This is a genomic window from Marinobacter sp. ES-1 (genome assembly GCF_000475255.1).
Taxonomy (GTDB): Bacteria; Pseudomonadota; Gammaproteobacteria; order Pseudomonadales; family Oleiphilaceae; genus Marinobacter; species Marinobacter vinifirmus.
In genome coordinates this window covers 1-20,080 of the sequence record NZ_AXBV01000043.1, presented here as the reverse complement: position 1 = coordinate 20,080, position 20,080 = coordinate 1, and the positions used below count along the sequence as shown (strand labels likewise).

Below are 20,080 nucleotides of genomic sequence, written 5' to 3'. Positions count from 1 at the left end.
GTCATTGCCGGCTCACTCGAGCCGGCGCAGCAACAGCATGGGTGACACGCTGAGCACCGGCCGCAACTGCCAGCGGCCAAACAGGGCCAGCAGCAACGCGCTGATCAATGGCACTGGCAGCATCACTTCCCAATGCCACTGAAAACTGCCCTCGAACATTCTCACCTGCAAGGCATAAACCGCCGCTTCTGCCGCCAGCACGCCCAATATCCCGGCAACGAACCCAAGCAAGGCAAACTCGAGCATGGTGCTGCGCACCAGCAGAGATTGTTGGCCGCCCAGCGTCCGCAACAGGGCACCTTCACGCTGTCGATCCCGCAAGGTCGCGCTGACGACCGCCGCCATCACTACCAGTGCTGCCGCAAGAATCAGCGCCAGAATGGCTTCAATGGCCTGGGTGACCTGGCGGACGATATCCTGGATGCGCTCGATAATGTGATCGATCTCCAGCACCGACACGGTGGGAAAACGGCGCGAAAACTCGTTCAGGGCCACCTTGTTGCTGGCCCCCAGATGGAAACTGGTAATCCAGGTAGCCGGCATGTCGGTCAGGCCGCCGTCCGGGGGAAAGGCGATGTAGAAGTTCGGCTTCATGCTGTCCCACTGCACGGTACGGATACTGACGACCGGCTCGGTGACCTGTTCCGAGCCTATGGTAAAGGTCAGCCGGTCGCCAAGTTCCAGCCCCAGCCTCTCCGCCAGCTCGGCCTCCACCGAGACCCCCTCGGTTACGCCCGCAGCAAACCACTCCCCTTCCACAATGCGGTTGTCTTCGGGCAGGTCTTCCATCCAGGTGAGGTTCAACTCCCGATTAAGTGCGTTAATTCGCTCATCCTTACTGACCGCCTCTTTTACAGGCTGGTCGTTCAGTTCCGTCAAACGGCCACGGACCATGGGGTAGACGGTGTCCAGGGGCGATCCCTGCTGCGCCCAATAGGCATCAACCTCATCCACCGTGTCCGGCGCTATGTTAATCAGGAAGTGATTGGGCGCATCGTCCGGAAGCTGGGCCTGCCAGTCGTCCAGCAGGGACGAACGGACCAGCACCAATGTCGCTGCCAGCATCAGGGTCATGGCAAATACCGCCATTTGCGCCATGCTGGCCTGCCGGTGCCGGTAAAGGCCAACAAGGGCCAGACGCCAGGCGTTGCCACCACCTCGCACTTTGCGCAGCACCGAGACCATCAACCAGCCCACCAGCCCCAGCACTGCCAGCAATAACACCAGCCCGCCCAGCAACGATGCCACCAGGGCCAGTTCGCCGGCATACATCCACACCAGCCCGAAGATAGCCAGCACGGCGATGATCAGATCCGGAATGGCTTCCCGGCCGGTTTCCCCGGGCTGGGAGCGCAGCACCCGCATAGCCGGCACATTGCGCAGGCGGCGAACCGGCGGGTACGCAAAGGCAAACAAGGATACCAGCGCGGTCAGCAGCGCCGGCGCCAGGGCGGCGGGGTCGAGATAAATATCAACCGGGCGCTCCAGCACACTGCCAAGCATCCTGGCCAACAGCCAGAACAGCGGCAGTGCCAGCACCAGCCCGCCAATAATGCCCGCCACGCCCCACAGGGCCAGGCGGCGAAGGTATAAACGGCCGATGCCCTTACCGGTGAGCCCCAGCGTCTTTAGCAGTGCGACCGTGTCCCGTTGCGACAATGCATACTGGCGACTTGCCACGGCAACCGCCACCGCTGCCAGCAGAACCGCCAGGCTGCCGCCAAGCAGCAGGAAGCGTTCGGCGCGCTCAAGGGAGCGGGAGAAGGTTTCGCCATCCCTCACGCCTTCCCATTCATGGCTCGGCCCCAGTTGCGGCTCCAGCCACTGGTAGTAATCGTTTAACAGGTTTTCGGCACCGGCAAACAGATAGATGTATTCCACCCGACTGCCTTCCTGAAGCACCCCGGTAGCCGGAACATCGTCTACGTGCATCATCACCCGGGGCGCCAGCGATGAAAGCCGGAAACCGCCATCGGGCTCACGTAAAAGCAGGTTCGATATCTCGAGTTTCAGGCTGCCGACTTCCAGCATGTCGCCAACGTCCAGCTCCAGCAAACGCAGCAGGCGCGGGTTGATCCAGATCTCGCCTTTGGCAGGGCCAGACCCCACAATTGAGCGAGTACCCTCGGCACGGGATTGCACTTCGATGTCACCGCGCAGTGGATATTCATCGCTGACCGCTTTTACCGACACCAGCTGAAAACCGCTTTCGCCGAACACCATGGTGGAAAATTCGATCATCTGGCCGGTTTCGATGCCGCGATCACGCGCTTCCTCAATCCAGCCTGCCGGCACCGGCCGGCCATTTTCGGCTTCCAGCTGGCGATCAGCCGCCAGGAAGGAGCTGGCCGAAGATACCAGCGTGCGCTGCAACTGGCTGGCAAACAGGGCGATGGTGGCCACCGTGGCCACGGCGATAATCAGGGCAACCAAGACCACCCGAACGTCTCGTTCGCGCCAGTCCCGACTTACGGACATGAGCTTCTGTGATGCTGCCATCAGCCAGACACCTCTTCCACCAGCTCCGGCTCGGTGAGCACACCCGCTTCGATATGCAGCTGCCGGCCACAGCGGGCCGCCAGGCGGTCATCGTGGGTGACCATCACCAGTGTGGTGCCCTGCTCCCGGTTCAGGTCCATCAGCAGGTCGGACACTGCCTGGCCGGTGCGGTTATCGAGGTTACCGGTGGGTTCGTCGGCAAACAGGATCACAGGGTCGGAAGCAAACGCCCGGGCAATCGCTACCCGCTGCTGCTCGCCGCCGGAGAGCTGCCGGGGCGTATGGCTCAGGCGCTCACCCAGGCCAACCCGTTCCAGCAGTTCCCGGGCCCGTTTCTCCGGCGCTTCGATGCCGGCAAGCTCCAGCGGCAGCATGACATTTTCCAGGGCACTCAGGGCCGGCAACAGCTGGAACGACTGGAACACGAAGCCCACCCGCCGGGCCCGCAGCATGGCGCGTTCGTCCTCGCTCAGACGGCTGATTTCAGAGCCGTCCAGCTCGACCTTGCCTTCGCTGGGGGTATCCAGGCCCGCCAGCAATCCAAGTAACGTGGTTTTGCCGGAACCGGAGCGGCCAACAATGGCTACGGACTCTCCCCGATTGATTTCCAGATTGACCCCCTGCAAGATCGTCAACGTATCAGCTTCCAAGCTGACCTTGTGGGTCAAGTCTGTTACGCGCAGCATCGGGCTGGTATCGGTTTTACTGAGATCCGTCATCTGGTTCACGGTTGCTCCGTTGTCTGGTTCTGGATGTTCATGAATTGTTTAAGGGTATACGACTTTACTATGCATACGATATCCACGTTCGTCAGATCATTGGTCATCGCAGCGTTTGCCATGGTGTCGCTGCCAGTTCTCGCCAGCCAGAACACCCTGCTGGTGGTCGGCGACAGTATCAGTGCCGCCTACGGCGTACCCTCTGAAACCGCGTGGGTAGAGCTGCTCAGGGAAAGGCTGTCCGGACAAGGGCTGGACTGGCAGGTCGTGAATGCCAGCATCAGCGGCGAAACCACAGACGGCGGCCTTCGTCGCCTGCCGGGGCTGCTGGAGAAGAATGATCCGGATATCGTAGTGATCGAACTGGGTGGTAACGATGGCCTCCGGGGGTTTCCGCCAAACGTGATCGAATCCAACCTGGCCGGGATGATTGAGCTGGCACAGGATTCCGGCGCGGTTCCATTGTTGGTGGGAATGCAGATTCCGCCAAACTACGGCCAGCGCTATACCCGGATGTTTGCTGATCTGTTCCCGACCTTGTCTGACCGCTACGGGGTCCCTTTGGTTCCGTTTTTCCTTGACGGAATCTACGACCAGGACGGGTTAATGCAGGGCGATGGCATTCACCCTACCGAGGAGGCCCAGCCTTTGTTGCTGGACAATATCTGGCCGCGGCTGGAGCCCCTGGTTGCGGATTAACTTCCAACGAACATTAGCGCCCGTCGCTCTGACCAGTAGTAACCGTCCTTCGCATGCTCCACAAAGCCCACGTGCCCTCCCCACTTGGGCACTTCCAGCTTCACATAGGAACCCAGCACTTTCTTTGAATCCGGGAAACAGGCCGGAGACAGGAAAGGGTCGTCTGCGGCGTTGATCATCAGCGAAGGTACACGGATATCTTTCAGCCGGAACAGGGCCGAGCAATTCTCCCAGTAGTCCTGCGCATCTTTGAAACCATGCAGGGGGGCGGTGTAGCGGTTATCGAATTCATGGAAGTTACGGATATCCCTGAAACCACTCACATCGATCAGATCAGGGAATAATTCCGATTTTTCCTGCATTTTCCCATGCAGATCGTTCAAAAATCGCTGCATATAGATCTTGCGACTGGGCAAGGCGAGCATGTCGGCGCTGCCGGCGAGATCTGCCGGGACTGAATAGACCACCGCACCACTGATGCGGCTGTCTACCTGTTCACCCTGCTGGCCAAGATACAGGAGCGTCAGGTTGCCGCCCATACTGAAACCACTCAGGAACAGGTTCTGGTAGTTTTTGCCCAGGGCGTGGTTGATCACGATTTCCAGGTCTTCCGTAGCACCGCTGTGGTAAAACCGGGGCTGACGGTTCATCACGCCTCCGCAGGAGCGGAAGTTCCACGCCAGCACATCCCAGCCGGCCGCCATCAACGCCCGGGCCAGGCCCAATACATAGGGGCGCCGGCTGTGGCCTTCCAGTCCGTGGGAAATAATGGCCAGGCGGTTGCTGTGTTGGCGGTACCAGTCCAGGTGGAGCTGGTCGTCATCCGGGGTGCTGATCACTTCGGTTTGTGGCTCCGGCATCTGCACCTTGCGGAACAGCGTGGGCCAGATGGACTGCACGTGTCCGTTACGCAGCCAGACCGGTGGGCGATAGCGGTTTTTGGCACTTCTGTGCAAATTTTGACCTTTCATTTCAGAGGGTTGACGAACCTGATCAAAGCGCTTAATATGCGCGCCACGTTGATGATGTTCCCCGATAGCTCAGTTGGTAGAGCAACGGACTGTTAATCCGTTTGTCCCTGGTTCGAGCCCAGGTCGGGGAGCCACTTATTCCGAAAAGCCGCTGATTGTTTCAATCAGCGGCTTTTTACTTTCTGCCTCAGAATACTTCTTCCCGCTGCATGAATTCCTTCAACACCTGGTACAGGGTGTAGCCGTCCTGGGTACCAATGAGTTCCCGAATGGAATGCATGGCAAATTGCGGCACACCGATATCCAGGGTCGTTACCCCCAGATTGCCGGCGGTCAGCGGGCCGATGGTGCTGCCACAGCCCATGTCACTGCGCACCACAAAGGTCTGGTGCGGCAGGCCGAGTTCGTCACTGATGTGACGATACAATGCAGCTGAGCGGCTGTTGGTGGCGTAACGCTGGTTGTGGTTAACCTTGATCACCGGGCCCTGGTTCAGGATCGGACCATGGTTCTCATCGTGCTTGTCCATAAAGTTAGGATGCACGCCGTGGGCGTTGTCGGCCGAGATCATCATGGAACGGGCGATGGCCCTGCCCTTTCCGGCACCACACCAGCGTTCCAGCACGGAACCAAGGAACGGCCCCTGGGCGCCTTCCGCCGACATGCTGCCCACTTCTTCGTGGTCGTTGCATACCAGCAAGGCCGCCTGGTCTCCGGACGTATCCAGCAACGCCTGCAGGCCGATGTAACAGCTCAGAAGGTTGTCCAGCCGCGCAGAGGCCAGGAACTCTTCCCGCAGGCCAACGTAGGAAGCGCCCTGGGCATCATAGAAGCTCAGCTCATAACCCAGCACCTTGCGGGCTTTCAGGCCGGATTCACTGGCGATCTGCTCCCGCAACAGGTCGGTAAAAGCCGTGGTATCCGTCGCTGGCACCTGCATGACGACCGGTGGCAGGTCGGTCTGGGCATTGACCGAACGATTGCTGTTGGCCTCCCTGTCCAGGTGAATGGCCAGGCTGGGGATAATGGCCACAGGCTTGCGGAAATTCACCAAGGTATCCTGCACCTTGCCGGACTCATCCAGCACGGTTACCCGGCCGGCCAGGGACAGGTCCCGGTCAAACCAGGGATTCAGCAACACACCGCCATAGACTTCTACCCCGAGCTGGAAGAAACCTTTGCGGCGGATTTCCGGTGTCGGCTTTACCTTCAGGCAGGGGCTGTCGGTGTGGGCACCGACCATACGTACACCGGAGCTGACCACGTCGTTCTTTCCGGTACGGAAGGCAATAATGGATGAGCCGTTGCGAATGGCGTAGTAGCCTTTGCCCTGCTCCAGTGCCCACTCTTCACGTTCATCCAGCTGCTGAAAACCTGCGGCATCGAGGCGGGTTTTCATGGTATTCACGGCATGCCAGGGCGTGGGTGAGGCGTTCAGAAATTCAATCAAGTCATTATTAAATTCAGTGTGTTCCATGATCTTCCTGATTGCATGATAATGGCCGCTACAGTATGGCACGAAGCCGGCAATGCTCCTACAGCGCGCGCCGTCAGTGACTATACTCACCCAACAATATTTACCGGAGTCGCCCGTGTCGATACCCCGCTTTCTGGACATCGAATACTGCCAGACCGAAGATGCCCTGTTTCCCGTTGCCATTGCCTGGTCGCTTGCAGATGGCCAGATGAAAACCGTGGTGATCACGCCGGAAGAATCCTGGATTCCGGAAGACGGGGGTCTGGGGGATATCGATCTGCTGTACCTGGAAGAACAGGGCGTGCCGCTACTGGAACTGGTACAAGAGCTGCACCAGGACCTGCCGGACCAGACAGTTTACGTAGACGGCATAGACCCGGATGAAATCCTGGTCGACCTGATTTTCAGTGCCGTAAGCCAGGATGCCCCCTTCGAAGTCGCCCCTGTTTCCGAACTGATCTCCGGCCTGGACAGCGAAGCCATCGAAGACCGCCGGCGCCAGCTGTTGTTCGATGAAGGCCTTGAACCACAGCTCCCGGAAAACGGCGTCTATGCCCTGCTCCTGCTAGCCCAGGAAGAAGGCCTGCTGGACGACCTGTAAAACCGGCGTTCAGGCGGGGAAGTGTGACCGGCGTCTGCGTAACAACCCGTTACACAAGGCAGAATCTGGCGTCAGTATCCATGACGACAGGACGCCGGACCATAATGAAAAAAATCACATCTCCCCTGCTTTGCGCCAGCCTCGTGACCGCGGTTTTATTCCCGCCGGTTGTATGCGCCCAGGAAGGTGCCGCGTCAGAAACTCCCCGCTCAGACAAACACTACATCGGATTACTGGCCACGGCACTGGAACATCGCTCCATCGGCATTTCCAAGGAAGACGGCTGGGGCCAGGCGGGTACGCTGGTGATCGGTGGCCACCTGAATGACCTGATCCACGCTGAAATCCGCCTGGGCGGTGGCTACAAGGATGCCGAGATCTCCCGAGGTGACCTGAGCCTGGCGATCGACTATTTCGGCAGCTGGTACATGGGGCTGCATTACCCGATTGGTGAGCTTGGTAACGTCTATGCGCAGGCAGGTTTCACCCACGTGAGCGGCGAGGCAACACTGGACAATCCGGATGCCGATGCCAACGGGCAGTTCCGGGATTACGTGGGAGATTACCCTTCAAGCAGTTTCAGCTTCAGCTGGCTTGCCGGTATCGATTTTGAACTGCTGGATAGCACGTACCTGGTGCTGGAAGGTGGCAAGCTGTTCAAAGATACCGATACCAGTGCCAATGCTTTTCAGTTTTCTTCTGGTATTCGTTTCGAGTTCTGAGTTGGCGGCCCGTTTCCGGTGCAGGCCGCCACTAAACTGACGCTTAATCAGTAAGTTTATGTTGGATATGCCAGCAGCGGTGAATCTTCTGATTCCGCTGGAAATCCTTGTCCAGAGTGCTCGCCGTTACCTCTTTAACTTCGAATTCCTGCTCCAGATCTTCATCAAGCTTAAATTTCCGGAAGTTGTTGGAGAAGATCAGTAAGCCATCACTGGATAACCGCTCCATACACTGCCGAACCATGGCGCCGTGATCCCGCTGGATGTCGAGAACACCAGCCATTCTGGCGGAGTTCGAGAAGGTGGGCGGGTCCATGAAGATCAGGTCGAAGGTCTGGTTGGCGGTTTTGCGGTCGGCCAGCCAGGCCAGGCAGTCGGCCTGTTCCACTACGTGCTTGCGGGAGTCTGTCCGATTCAGGGCCAGGTTGTCCTGCGCCCAGCTGACGTAGGTTTTGGACATATCCAGGCTCAGGGACCGGCTGGCGCCGCCAACGGCTGCGTGTACAGTGGCTGCGCCGGTGTAGCAGAACAGGTTCAGGAAGCGTTTGCCCCGGGCATGTTGCTGTATCCAGTGGCGTACCGGGCGGTGGTCCAGGAACAGGCCGGTGTCCAGGTAGTCTTTCAGGTTTACTTTCAGGGTGCAGCCGTGTTCATGCACATTGAAGTATTCACCGGTTGCGGCCTGTTTTTCATACTGCTTGGTGCCGGTCTGGCGCTGGCGTTGTTTACAGACCAGGTTTTCCGACGCAACTTCCAGCACTTCCGGGATGACCGCCATGGCTTCGGCGAGGCGTTCCCTGGCGGCTTTTTCGTCTATAGATTTCGGGGCCAGGTATTCCTGCACATGCACCCTGCCCTCGTAGATATCGATAGCCAGGGCGTACTCCGGCATATCCGCATCGTAGAGGCGGTAGCAGCCAATGTTCTGTTTCCTGGCCCACTGGCCGATGGTTTTCAGGTTTTTCTTCAGCCGGTTGCGCAGCATGTCTGCCCGCGCGGGATTAGCGATTCGGGGCATCACCTGGCCGGGCGCTGCAGGGTCCCGGGGGGTGCGGGCATTTTCGGGCTGGATTTCGAACAACAGCAGTTGTGCCGGCAGTTTGCCGTTGAAGAGCTTGTATTGCTTGAAGCTGCGCAGGCCGATGGACTTTCCGAACTCCGGAGCACCGGTAAACACGGCCAGGCGCCAGCCGGGCAGTTCACGCAGCACCACTTCGCCAAGAGCCTGGTAAAGTCCGGCCAGTTCTTTGCGCTCGCTCAGGCGTTCACCGTAAGGAGGGTTGGTCAGCACCAGGCCCTGTTCGGCCCAGCTTTCCTGCCGTTCAAATCCGGTAACTGGCCGAACCTCAACCTGCACAAGGTTATCCAGGCCGGCCCGGCGGATGTTGTTTCGGGCGGTATCGATAACACGGCTGTCCTGGTCGAAACCGGCAAAGGCCGGTATCCGTTTCTGTTTGCCTTCGTGGGCGCGGCGCTCCGCTTCCTGGCGTAGTCCAAGCCAGAGTTCCGGCTGATGGCCAGGCCATTTTTCGAACCCGAAACGCTCGACCCGGCGGCCCGGAGCGATATCCAGGGCCATCAATGCGGCTTCGATCAGCAGCGTTCCGGAGCCACACATGGGATCAACGAAGTCACCGCCGGCAGCGGCAATGTCCGGCCAGCCGGAACGCATCAGCAAGGCAGCCGCCAGGTTTTCCTTCAGGGGTGCCAGGCCTTTCTCCGTGCGATAGCCCCGCATGTGCAGGCTGTGGCCACTGAGGTCGAGCCCCACCGCCAGCCGGCCCCGGTTCAGGCGGGCAGAAATGGTCACGTCCGGGTCTTTCGGGGCGACGGACGGCCGTGGCATGCCGGCACCGCGGATGCTGTCAACGATACCGTCTTTAACTTTCTGGGCACCAAACTGGGTGTTACGAATCTCTTCGTTCTGGCCCAGGAAGGTCACGCGGAAACTGCCGGCAGCCGGGATATGGGCCTGCCAGTCCAGCGACACTACGCCTTCGTAAAGTTCCTCGGCACTGCGGGCGTCTACCTCGGCGATGTGCAGCATTACCCGGTTGGCCAGGCGCGACCACAGGCAGGCACGGTAGCCCGACTCCAGCGTGCCCTCTACCCAGACTCCCGCCGGCGCATTACGCACCTGTGCCAGACCAAAACTTTCCAGTTCATCAGCCAGGAGATACTCAACGCCCTTCGGGCAGGTTACGAAAAATACATGTTTGGACAAAATAAACTCCTGGTTTTCCTGATGAAGCCGGTAAGCCGCCGGATTGGCAGCAAAACCCGATTTCGGCCTGTCATCGATATGCAATAAACCTATAAGAAAGGGTTCACATAGATGAAATAAGTAGTGTACTTCCGCTCAAGGTTCGTCTTACCTTGTACATGACGCGTCGTTCCGGAAGCCAGTAGAAAGTGCTTCCGTTAACAGGATCCTGACTGCTCTGGCCCGAGCTGGCAATAGGGGGATATCCCGGATGGGTACCCATGCCACGGTCACTGCAGATGTGTACACGCTTGTTCTGTTAATCCATCAGTGAGGAACGGCATGAAAAGACAGAAGAGAGACATGTACGCTCGTGCATTCAAGCGGGGTTATCTCGCTGGCGTGTCCGGCAAATCCAAAGACAGCTGCCCCATTGATCAGCCAGAAGTACGTCAGGAATGGCTGAACGGGTGGCGCGAAGGCCGCACAGATAACTGGGAGGGCATGACCGGCGTATCCGGCATCCACAAGCTTGCCAACGTAACCGCCACGTAACTGCGGTGTTGGCAGACCCCGTTTAACCCTGATCTGTTTTTTTCACACACCAACACAACAATCAAAGCAGTAACCAGAGCAACCAAAACGGGGCCTCCCGCCCCGTACCATGCGAAGAAGCGCTACGGGGTTCATTCCCCGCAAGGGCCCGCTCAGCGGGCCCACCTTCTTTCTGGCCTCACCGTTTTTGCTGTTCTTTCCTGATCGCTTCTACCGCTTCGTTAATCAGCGCAGGGCCTTTATAGATGAAGCCTGTGTAGATCTGTACCAGTTTCGCCCCTGCCCGGATTTTCTCTGCTGCGCTCTCGCCATCGGTAATGCCGCCCACGCCGATAATGGGCAAACGCTCACCCAGCTCGGCATACAACCCCTGAATCACCCTCAGAGAGGCCTCGCGCACCGGGGCACCGCTCAAACCACCCGCTTCCTGTTCGTGCTGGTGGCCGCGCACTGCCTCACGGCTGATCGTGGTATTGGTGGCAATCACGCCATCCAGGCCCGCCTCGAGCAGCGCGTTAGCCACAAAACGAATACCGTCGTCGTCCATATCCGGCGCAATTTTGACAGCAACGGGCACATAGCGGCCCAGGGCCTGGTGCCACCTGGTCTGCTCGTCTTTGATGGCATGCAGCAACTGCTTGAGGGAGTCACCAAATTGCAGGTCCCGCAGGCCCGGCGTATTCGGCGAAGACACATTCACCGTAATGTAGTCGGCGTGTCCATAGACCGCTGCAATCCCCTTGCGGTAATCCAGCTCGGAGTCTTCGTTGGGGGTGTCTTTGTTCTTGCCCACATTAATGCCTAATACACCCCGGTAACGACGGTGCTGAACATTGTGAACCAGGTGCTCCAGCCCTTCGTTATTAAAGCCCATGCGGTTGATGATGGCCTGGTGTTCCGGCAAACGGAACATACGGGGTTGAGGATTACCCGGCTGGGCCAGGGGCGTAACCGTGCCCACTTCAATAAAACCGAAGCCCAGCGCACCCAGGGCATCAAGATGGTCGGCATTTTTGTCGAGACCTGCGGCCAGCCCGACCGGGTTCGGAAATTCCAGCCCCATGACATTCACCGGACAAGGTGCAGGATGCTTTGAAAATACATTCAACATACCCAGTTTATGGGCTACATCCAGGCTATTAAGTGTCACATTGTGAGCGGTTTCCGGGGGCAGCCGGAAAAGCAGGTTTCGAACAACGCCGTACATCAGAAAACTCCTTGCCAGAGGGTGGCCGGAGTATACCGGAAGTTTTCCACACCATCCTCCTGAACCGGTAAATGTATCGTTAAGCCCCATGCTCAAAGGGCTTGCGCGGCTTTTCCACGGAATCTGTGGATAACCCTGTTGAAAACGTTGGGGCAAACGGTTCTACCCCTTGATAACTGCGCCAGCCTACAAAATGATCATTTTTTAACCAGTCTTTTTGTTGTTATTTTTCAATGATTTATAATGATTCAAATAAGATTTGACGAAAGTTGGAGCAAAATGCTAGCGGGTAACTGTTTGGTCATCATGTGCATAAATCGATCCGTCTTTCTTGATTAATCCCGCCCTGTCAAGCGCTTGTTCACGCTATACTGGCCACTGTCAGAAATCCCCGGAGCCACGGATAATGGAACAGCCTTCCCCAACACATCACCGCCCACAACCCGACCTGGAAAAGGAAAAGCATGCTGCCTCCCGGGTTACCCTGATCGGGATGTTTCTTGACGCCTTTCTCGGTGTCATAAAAGTCATTGGCGGTACACTATTTCACTCCCAGGCATTGGTGGTTGACGGCATCCATTCGTTTACCGACGTGGCGTCGGACTGGGTGGTCCTGGCGGTCATGCGGTTATCCCGGAAAGGCCCGGATGCCGACCACCCCTACGGCCACCAGCGCATCGAAACCCTGGGCACCCTGCTTCTGGGCAGTATTCTGATTGCCGTAGGTGCAGCTCTGGCCTGGGAGAACATTCTGCGGCTGTTGTCCGGCGAAGACCTGGCAGTTCCCGGCTGGCCGGTTCTGGTCGCGGCGGCTATTTCCGTTGGCAGCAAGGAGTGGATTTACCGCTACACCCGCCACGTTGGTATCCGCATCCGCTCTGACCTGCTGATTGCCAATGCCTGGCACAGTCGCACTGATGCATTCTCTTCCGTTGTGGTGCTGGTATCCACCATCGGCGCAATGCTTGGGTTTGTGTGGCTGGACGTCGTCGCCGCGGTGGTAATTGCCGGCATCATTATCCACATTGGCTGGAAGTTCACCTGGGACAGCGTGAAGGAACTGGTCGATACCGGTCTCTCTGAAGAAGATACCCGCATGCTTATGAACATTGCCATGGAGACCGATGGCGTTCGAAACGTTCACGAACTGCGCAGCCGCCGGATGGGCCACGATATCCTGCTGGACGTTCACCTGGTGGTACGCCCGGAGATCAGCGTGTCGGAAGGCCATCAGATTGGCATGAAGGTGGTTGCCGGTATGCGGGAGGCCCTTGGTAACATCCTCGATATCAACTTCCACATCGATGCCGAGAACGACGAGAAGTACCCCCACCCCGCCGAGCCGGACCTTCCCTCCCGCGAGCAGGTGCGGGAATACCTTCAGAACGCCCTGGGCGAGCTGCCCCACCACAGCAAGCTCCACCTTCATTACCTGAAAAACCGGGTGCATCTGGAACTGTTCCTGGACGAGGATCACCCCGCCCCGGAACTGACCAACGAAACAGTCCGCCAGGTTCTTGTCGATTACCCCTGGTTTGGCAGCGTCCGGGTCTGGGTGGCGGCCACCTGACCCGGCAGCCTCGCTTAACCGGGATCAGCGGCGGCGATTCTCCTCCATGCGGGACAAAAACTCCTGCATGATCAGGGTATACAGTTCACCCCCCAGGAACTTGTCCTCAACGCCGGAATCGATGCTCGGGTTGTCGTTCACTTCAATCACCGCAACCCGGTTACCGGCCTGTTTGATGTCTACACCGTACAGGCCGTTACCGATCAGGCGCGTGGAGTTCAGCGCCGCCTGAATCACGTTGCGCGGCACCTCGTAGGTGGGCATGGTTTCAAAGCCGCCACTCTCCACCGACGCGCCACCATGCTGGTAAATCTGCCAGTGGCCTTTCACCATCATGTATTTGCACGCGTAAATCGCCCGGCCGCCAAGCACACCAATACGCCAGTCGTAATCGGTATAGAAGTACTCCTGGGCCAGCACCAAGGCCGATTGTTTGAACAACTCTTTCAGACCCGCCCGTAGCTCCTTCTCATCCCGGGCCTTGGCCACACCCCGCGAGAAAGCACCGTCCGGTATCTTGATCACCACCGGAAAGCCCAGTTCCTGCGCCACCTGCTCAACCGCATTTTTCTGGTCTTTAGACAGGATCAGGGTCTTTGGCGTGGGCACCTTGTTGTTCTTCAACAGGTCCGCCAGGAACACCTTGTTGGTGCAGCGTAGAATGGAAACCGGGTCATCAATCACCACCATGCCTTCGGCTTCTGCCTTGCGGGCGAACCGGTAGGTGTGATGGTCAATGGCGGTGGTTTCCCGAATGAACAGGCCGTCGTATTCCGGCAGCCGCATATAGTCCCGCCGGGTAATCCGCTCCACATTGATACCCAGCTTGCGCCCCGCTTTCTCGAAGCGTTTCAGGGCAGCCTCATCACTCGGCGGCATTTCCTCGTCCGGGTTCACCAGCATGGCCAGGTCGAACCGGTAACGCCGGCGGGTGCGGGGTTTGCGCCAGACCATGCTGCTGAACCGATCCAGTGCAGAGGCAAAGACATCCTGTTCAGACTCACCCAGGTCAGACGGAGACGCCGGCTTCATGGACTCGATCTGCCACTGTTTCCGGTGCCGGAACACCACTTCAAGAATCGGACAGGGAAAACGCTCGAACAGGGCGCGGGCGACCGGCTTCAGGTCCGGATGCTCGGCCTGGCCGAAATAGGTGCGAATCCGCACCTCATGGGTCGCTTCCCGGGCATCGGTAGACGGGTCAATTTCCCTGGCCTCTTTTTCCAGCCACTGGATAACACTGCTGTCGAGTTCCTCCAGCTCCAGGGAGAAAAGGCCCTTGCGGCTGAGGTCATTCAGCGTCATCACCGAGGGCACCACATGATGGCCGCGGGCTTCGGCCAGCAAGGAGCAGTAGTATCCCCGGCTCAGGTACTTGCCACTCTGGCACAGGTTGATCACCCGCACCCGGCTGTTAGCCGGCGCGGTAAACTGCAAGTACTGGTCAAAAGTGAGCACATCTTCGCTGGGGTAGTACGGCGCCCAGTCTTTGGCACGGTCCACAACAATCAACAAGCGGGACATCAGCGGCATTCCTCCCTGAAGGTTCAGCCGGGGTTATTTCGCGCAACAATACGCCGGCGCACAGTACTTCACAATCGGCTTTCGATGCGTGCTTTTACGCATCACGGCCGGCTATCGGAACACGGCGCTCTCTAACATAATAGCTGCAGGAACGGCGCCCGCCATTTCCGCCTGATACACCCGGGACACCCAGACACATGACCGATGTAATTCTCCGACAAGCCGTCGCTAAAGACCTTGATGCATTGGTTCAACTGGAACAGCGGTGCTTCTCTGAAGACCGGATATCCCGCCGCAGCTTCAAGCGTTTCCTGGACATGCCCAGAGACCGGTTGATAGTCGCCCAGAAGGAATCTGAGCTGGTGGGCTACTGCCTGGTGCTGATGAATGCGGCCACCCGCCTGGCCCGCATCTATTCCATTGCGGTATCACCCTCGGTTCGTGGCCGGGGCGTGGGCGAGAAGCTGGTTCGTGAGGCAGAGAAAGAAGCGGTAGAAGCAGACCGGATTCTGATGCGCCTGGAAGTTCGGGAAGACAATACGGGCGCCATCAATCTTTACAAGCGGCTGGGCTATCGCCAGTTCGGCACCTATCGGGATTACTACGAAGACCACGGCAACGCCCTGCGGTTCGAACGGCGCATTCTGTATTACGAGCCGTCCCGGGAATTCCTGCCGGTGCCCTACTACCCCCAGACAACGGAATTTACCTGCGGGCCGTCGGCACTGATCATGGCCATGGCCGCCCTGGATGAGCAGCAGCCTGTCAGCACGCTGGAAGAGCTGAAAATCTGGCGCGAAGCCACCACCATTTTCATGCTTGCCGGCCACGGCGGTTGCGGCCCCCACGGCCTGGCGTTGTCTGCCTGGCACCGGGGCTTCGAGGCCAGTGCGTGGATCAGCCAGGAAGGCGCCCTGTTCAAGGACACCGTGCGCAACGATGACAAGAAACGGGTACTGGAACTGGTGCACGAAGGCTTCCTGCACGACATAGGCCAGACCGATATCCAGCTGCACCACGACCCACTGACACTGGACGCCATGGAAGCAGCCCTGCACCAAGGCCGTATTCCGGTGATCCTGATCAGCACCTGGCAGCTCAACCGCAGCCGGGTGCCGCACTGGGTGACGGTATGCGCCATCGACGAAGACTTCGTATACCTGCACGACCCGGAAATCGACACCGAAGAAGGCGAAACCGTGGCCGACAAGCAATACCTGCCCATCGACAAGCGGGTGTTCGGCAAGATGTCCAGCTACGGCCGCAACCAGCCTTTGCAGGCTGCCGTGATCATTGGGCCGAAACGGCCCTGATCAGCCAGTGCGAATGGCGGCTTCCTTCAGCTCCGAAATCTGGTCCCGCAGGCGCGCGGCCGTTTCGAAATCCAGGTCCGCGGCGGCCTTGTACATATCATCTTCCAGGCGAGCCACTTCCTTGAGCAGGTCTTCCGGAGATCGTTTGCCCGCCTTCACCAGGTAACTTTCCGCTTCTTCCGCCGCCTTCTGGCCCGGGCGCTCCGCCTTGCGCCGGCCACGACCACCACCGGTGGCGCCTTCCATCACATCGGCAATCTTCTTGTTCAGCCCCTTGGGGGTAATGCCGTGTTCTTCGTTATGAGCTAACTGCTTGGCGCGACGACGTTCAGTTTCATCAATGGCCCGCTGCATGGAACCGGTTATCCGGTCGCCGTACAGAATCGCCTTGCCGTTCAGGTTACGGGCTGCCCGGCCGATGGTCTGAATCAGGGAGCGCTCGCTGCGCAGGAAACCTTCTTTGTCTGCATCCAGAATGGTTACCAGTGACACCTCCGGCATATCCAGGCCTTCCCGCAACAGGTTAATGCCCACCAGCACATCAAACTCGCCCCGGCGCAGGTCACGGATGATCTCCACCCGCTCCACGGTATCGATGTCCGAATGCAGGTACCGGACCTTGATGTCGTGTTCCATCAGGAAGTCGGTCAGGTCTTCCGCCATGCGCTTGGTCAGGGTGGTCACCAGTACCCGCTCCTGCACCGCCACCCGCTTGTGAATTTCAGACAGCAAATCGTCCACCTGTGTAGACGCCGGGCGCACCTCGATTTCCGGGTCCAGCAGGCCCGTAGGCCGCACCACCTGCTCCACCACCTGGCCGGCGTGTTCCGCCTCGTAGTTGCCGGGGGTGGCAGACACAAAGATCATCTGCGGTGCAATCCGCTCCCATTCCTCAAACCGCATGGGCCGGTTATCCAGTGCCGACGGCAGCCGGAAGCCGTATTCCACCAGGGTTTCCTTCCGGGAGCGGTCGCCCTTGTACATGGCGCCTATTTGCGGAATGGTCACGTGGGACTCGTCCACCACCAGCAACGCATTGGGTGGCAGGTAATCAAACAAGGTAGGAGGCGGCTCGCCCGGGGCGCGGCCCGACAGATAGCGGGAGTAGTTCTCGATACCGTTGCAGTAGCCCAGCTCCATCATCATTTCCATGTCGTAGCGGGTACGCTCCTCCAGCCGCTGGGCTTCCACCAGCCGGTGGTTGTCCCGCAATTGCTGCAGCCGTACTTCCAGCTCGGCACGGATATTCTCTACCGCATCCAGCACCTTTTGCCGGGGCGTCACGTAGTGGGATTTCGGGTAAATGGTCACCCGGGGCACCCGGCGCAGCACTTCCCCGGTGAGCGGATCGAAGTAGCTGAGGTTTTCCACCTCGTCGTCGAACAACTCAATGCGAATGGCTTCGCGCTCGGATTCCGCCGGGAACACATCGATCACGTCGCCGCGCACCCGGTAATTGGCGCGGTGGAACTCGATATCGTTGCGGGTGTACTGCAGCTCGGCCAGCCGGCGCAGGATCGAGCGCTGATCAATCTGATCGCCCCGATCCAGGTGCAGCATCATCTTCAGGTAGGATTCGGGATCACCCAAACCATAGATGGAAGACACCGTGGCCACGATAATGGCATCCGGCCGCTCCAGCAGCGCCTTGGTGGCAGACAAGCGCATCTGCTCGATGTGTTCGTTGATGGAGGCGTCTTTCTCGATAAAGGTGTCGGAAGACGGCACATAGGCTTCCGGTTGGTAGTAATCGTAGTAAGACACGAAATACTCCACCGCGTTATCCGGAAAGAACTCCTTGAACTCGCCGTATAGCTGCGCTGCCAGGGTCTTGTTGTGAGCCATGATGATGGTGGGCCGCTGAACTTCCTGCACCACATTGGCAATGGTGAAGGTTTTACCGGAACCGGTTACCCCCAGCAGGGTCTGGTGCGCCAGCCCTGAGTGAATGCCGTCCACCAGCCCGGCAATCGCCTTGGGCTGGTCGCCGGCAGGCTGATAGGGAGAGTCGACACGGAACACTCCTTCACGGGCGACACTGGATGCTTTACTGGCCATAACGGGCGGTTAACCTCCGGGTTTGGCGCTGGCCGCAATACGGCACAACCCCTACAAGAAATTTAGTGTTCTGGCTGCTTCATGATACCATCTGTGCGATCGACGGCTGGGTAGAAAAACAGCCCGCACCTTTGGCTCCACAGTTGCCCGGCCGATCGCAGCCCATAAGACGCAGCTTTAAGGAGCTCAAGTTTGGACCTTCAACTTTCCAGCCGAGTACAGGCGATCAAGCCTTCCCCCACCCTCGCAGTCACCAACAAAGCCGCAGAACTCCGCGCGGCTGGCCAGGACATCATTGGCCTGGGTGCTGGCGAGCCGGACTTCGACACCCCCGAGCACATCAAACAGGCGGCCATTGAAGCCATTAACAACGGCCAGACCAAGTACACCGCCGTTGATGGTACGCCGGCCCTGAAGAAAGCGATTATTGCGAAGTTCAAACGGGACAACGGCCTGGATTACGAAGCCAACCAGATACTGGTAAGCAGTGGTGGCAAACAGAGCTTTTTCAACCTGGCACTGGCCACACTGAACGAAGGCGACGAAGCCATCATCCCCGCGCCTTACTGGGTGTCTTACCCGGACATGGTCCTGGTAGCGGAAGGCAAGCCGGTGATCATCGAAACCACCGTAGACACCCGCTTCAAGATCACCCCGGAACAGCTGGAAAACGCCATTACCGAGCGCACCCGCCTGTTCGTGATCAACAGCCCGTCCAACCCGAGTGGCATGGCCTACTCCCTGGAAGAGCTGCAGGCCATTGGTGAAGTGCTGAAAAAGCACCCCAACATCATGATCGCCACAGACGACATGTACGAGCCGATCCTGTGGACCGGCAAGCCGTTCTGCAACATCCTGAACGCCTGCCCGGAACTGTACGACCGCACCTTCGTACTGAACGGCGTGTCCAAGGCCTACTCCATGACTGGCTGGCGTATCGGCTACGCTGCAGGCCCGGCGAAAATCATCGGCGCCATGAAGAAAATCCAGTCCCAGAGCACCTCCAACCCCTGCTCCATCTCCCAGGCTGCCGCGACTGCCGCCCTGGATGGCGACCAGGCTTGCGTGGGTGAAATGGTCAAAGCGTTCAAAGAACGCCACGACTGGCTGGTAGACGCCCTGAACAAACTGCCGGGGGTTGAATGCCCCTACGGCGACGGCACTTTCTACGTGTTCCCGAGCTTCCAGGGCGCTATCGACGCCACCGAAGGCGTGAGTACAGACGTAGAATTCGCCGAGAAACTGCTGACCGAAGCCGGCGTTGCCCTGGTTCCGGGTTCTGCCTTCGGCAGCCCTGGCCATATGCGTTTGAGCTTTGCCACCAGCATGGATAACCTGCGAAAGGCCATCGAGCGTTTGCAGAAAGCCCTTGGCTAAAAATTTTAGTCAGGGGGTTGACGAGGCGGTATAGCCAACTTAATATACGCGCCTCGTCACATGACGACGTTCCCCGATAGCTCAGTTGGTAGAGCAACGGACTGTTAATCCGTTTGTCCCTGGTTCGAGCCCAGGTCGGGGAGCCACTATTTCGAAAGCCCGCTAGTTCTCTGAATTAGCGGGCTTTTTTTATGCCTCGTTTATGGTTTTCTTCCTGGGACTGATGGTGGCATTGTCAGGTTCTGGCCCTAGCCTGCGGGGCCTGGAGTATGGCGAGGTGGGGAAGACCTTTCCGAAAACCGCTCCTTACGGCACATCCCTGTGGCGCTTCTGCTCCGCCATCCATGGCTCCGCAAATTTTCGGAAAGGTCTTCCCCACCCGCCATTTGGACACTGCCAGTATAGGCAGCCAAAAGCCCGGAACAGTGTAGTGAGGTCCCCACCCCTAACACCGCAAATAACAAGCAAGACCACTTGGATCTCTTAACGACTATGCCCGCATTTGGCAGAAGGGAGCGGATGGGTGTCCCTCCCGAAAATTTCGGAGGCCATGGATGGCCGGAGAGAAGCGCCACAGGGATGATG

The 20,080-nt window shown here is 58.6% G+C and carries 15 protein-coding genes and 2 tRNA genes; 9 read left to right on the top strand and 8 right to left on the bottom strand.

Annotated features, from left to right (window positions below; genetic code table 11):
* Window positions 1–12: 12 nt before the first annotated feature.
* Window positions 13–2,499, bottom strand: coding sequence for an ABC transporter permease (locus tag Q668_RS08385; protein WP_022989162.1), 2,487 nt, complete (start codon window positions 2,497–2,499; stop codon window positions 13–15).
* Window positions 2,499–3,218, bottom strand: a complete 720-nt coding sequence (locus tag Q668_RS08380) for an ABC transporter ATP-binding protein (protein WP_081697575.1) — start codon at window positions 3,216–3,218, stop codon at window positions 2,499–2,501. Before Q668_RS08380 ends, Q668_RS08385 begins: the two co-directional genes overlap by 1 nt.
* A 69-nt stretch (window positions 3,219–3,287) precedes the next feature.
* On the opposite strand from Q668_RS08380, the gene Q668_RS08375 reads away from it, so the two are divergent.
* Window positions 3,288–3,917 carry an arylesterase gene (locus tag Q668_RS08375; RefSeq protein ID WP_036219534.1) on the top strand — a complete coding sequence of 210 codons (630 nt, stop codon included), beginning with the start codon at window positions 3,288–3,290 and terminating at the stop codon, window positions 3,915–3,917.
* Here Q668_RS08375 and Q668_RS08370 read toward each other — a convergent pair.
* Window positions 3,914–4,873 (bottom strand): YheT family hydrolase, encoded by a 960-nt coding sequence (locus Q668_RS08370; protein ID WP_227498322.1) that lies wholly within the window; start codon window positions 4,871–4,873, stop codon window positions 3,914–3,916. The two genes, Q668_RS08375 and Q668_RS08370, sit on opposite strands and share 4 nt — an antisense overlap.
* Window positions 4,874–4,946: 73 nt before the next feature.
* On the opposite strand from Q668_RS08370, the gene Q668_RS08365 reads away from it, so the two are divergent.
* Window positions 4,947–5,022 (top strand) — tRNA-Asn (locus tag Q668_RS08365).
* 53 nt (window positions 5,023–5,075) lie between these two features.
* Here the strand turns inward: Q668_RS08365 and Q668_RS08360 are convergent.
* Window positions 5,076–6,365 carry a M18 family aminopeptidase gene (locus Q668_RS08360; RefSeq protein ID WP_022989157.1) on the bottom strand — a complete coding sequence of 430 codons (1,290 nt, stop codon included), beginning with the start codon at window positions 6,363–6,365 and terminating at the stop codon, window positions 5,076–5,078.
* Window positions 6,366–6,480: 115 nt separating this feature from the next.
* Between Q668_RS08360 and Q668_RS08355 the strand changes: the two genes are divergently transcribed.
* Both Q668_RS08355 and Q668_RS08350 read left to right on the top strand, forming a co-directional pair.
* The gene (locus Q668_RS08355; RefSeq protein WP_022989156.1) at window positions 6,481–6,966 is read left to right on the top strand and encodes a hypothetical protein; all 486 of its coding nucleotides are present in this window, start codon (window positions 6,481–6,483) and stop codon (window positions 6,964–6,966) included.
* Between the two features lie 104 nt (window positions 6,967–7,070).
* Window positions 7,071–7,688, top strand: a complete 618-nt coding sequence (locus tag Q668_RS08350) for an outer membrane beta-barrel protein (protein WP_022989155.1) — start codon at window positions 7,071–7,073, stop codon at window positions 7,686–7,688.
* A gap of 43 nt (window positions 7,689–7,731) precedes the next feature.
* On the opposite strand, the gene rlmKL is transcribed toward Q668_RS08350, so the two are convergent.
* Complete coding sequence (rlmKL, locus tag Q668_RS08345) at window positions 7,732–9,912, bottom strand: bifunctional 23S rRNA (guanine(2069)-N(7))-methyltransferase RlmK/23S rRNA (guanine(2445)-N(2))-methyltransferase RlmL (RefSeq protein WP_022989154.1); 2,181 nt, start codon at window positions 9,910–9,912, stop codon at window positions 7,732–7,734.
* A gap of 321 nt (window positions 9,913–10,233) precedes the next feature.
* On the opposite strand from rlmKL, the gene rmf reads away from it, so the two are divergent.
* A complete protein-coding gene (gene rmf, locus Q668_RS08340; RefSeq protein WP_036219531.1) occupies window positions 10,234–10,446 on the top strand; it encodes a ribosome modulation factor in 213 nt (70 codons plus the stop codon).
* A gap of 178 nt (window positions 10,447–10,624) precedes the next feature.
* Here rmf and Q668_RS08335 read toward each other — a convergent pair whose 3' ends face one another.
* Window positions 10,625–11,653 carry a quinone-dependent dihydroorotate dehydrogenase gene (locus Q668_RS08335; RefSeq protein ID WP_022989152.1) on the bottom strand — a complete coding sequence of 343 codons (1,029 nt, stop codon included), beginning with the start codon at window positions 11,651–11,653 and terminating at the stop codon, window positions 10,625–10,627.
* Window positions 11,654–12,059: 406 nt separating this feature from the next.
* On the opposite strand from Q668_RS08335, the gene Q668_RS08330 reads away from it, so the two are divergent.
* The gene (locus tag Q668_RS08330) at window positions 12,060–13,223 is read left to right on the top strand and encodes a cation diffusion facilitator family transporter (protein WP_022989151.1); all 1,164 of its coding nucleotides are present in this window, start codon (window positions 12,060–12,062) and stop codon (window positions 13,221–13,223) included.
* A 24-nt stretch (window positions 13,224–13,247) separates the two neighbouring features.
* Here the strand turns inward: Q668_RS08330 and Q668_RS08325 are convergent, their stop codons facing one another.
* A complete protein-coding gene (locus Q668_RS08325; protein WP_036219555.1) occupies window positions 13,248–14,747 on the bottom strand; it encodes a RimK family protein in 1,500 nt (499 codons plus the stop codon).
* Between the two features lie 197 nt (window positions 14,748–14,944).
* On the opposite strand from Q668_RS08325, the gene rimI reads away from it, so the two are divergent.
* Window positions 14,945–16,060: a ribosomal protein S18-alanine N-acetyltransferase gene (gene rimI, locus Q668_RS08320; RefSeq protein ID WP_022989149.1), complete on the top strand. Its 1,116-nt coding sequence runs from the start codon at window positions 14,945–14,947 to the stop codon at window positions 16,058–16,060.
* Here rimI and uvrB read toward each other — a convergent pair whose 3' ends face one another.
* On the bottom strand, window positions 16,061–18,118 hold the full coding sequence (gene uvrB, locus Q668_RS08315; RefSeq protein ID WP_022989148.1) for an excinuclease ABC subunit UvrB: 2,058 nt from the start codon (window positions 18,116–18,118) through the stop codon (window positions 16,061–16,063).
* 192 nt (window positions 18,119–18,310) lie between these two features.
* Between uvrB and Q668_RS08310 the strand changes: the two genes are divergently transcribed.
* Together Q668_RS08310 and Q668_RS08305 are read left to right on the top strand one after the other, a co-directional pair.
* Window positions 18,311–19,495 (top strand): pyridoxal phosphate-dependent aminotransferase, encoded by a 1,185-nt coding sequence (locus Q668_RS08310; RefSeq protein ID WP_022989147.1) that lies wholly within the window; start codon window positions 18,311–18,313, stop codon window positions 19,493–19,495.
* A 70-nt stretch (window positions 19,496–19,565) separates the two neighbouring features.
* Window positions 19,566–19,641 (top strand) — tRNA-Asn (locus Q668_RS08305).
* Window positions 19,642–20,080: the final 439 nt, after the last annotated feature.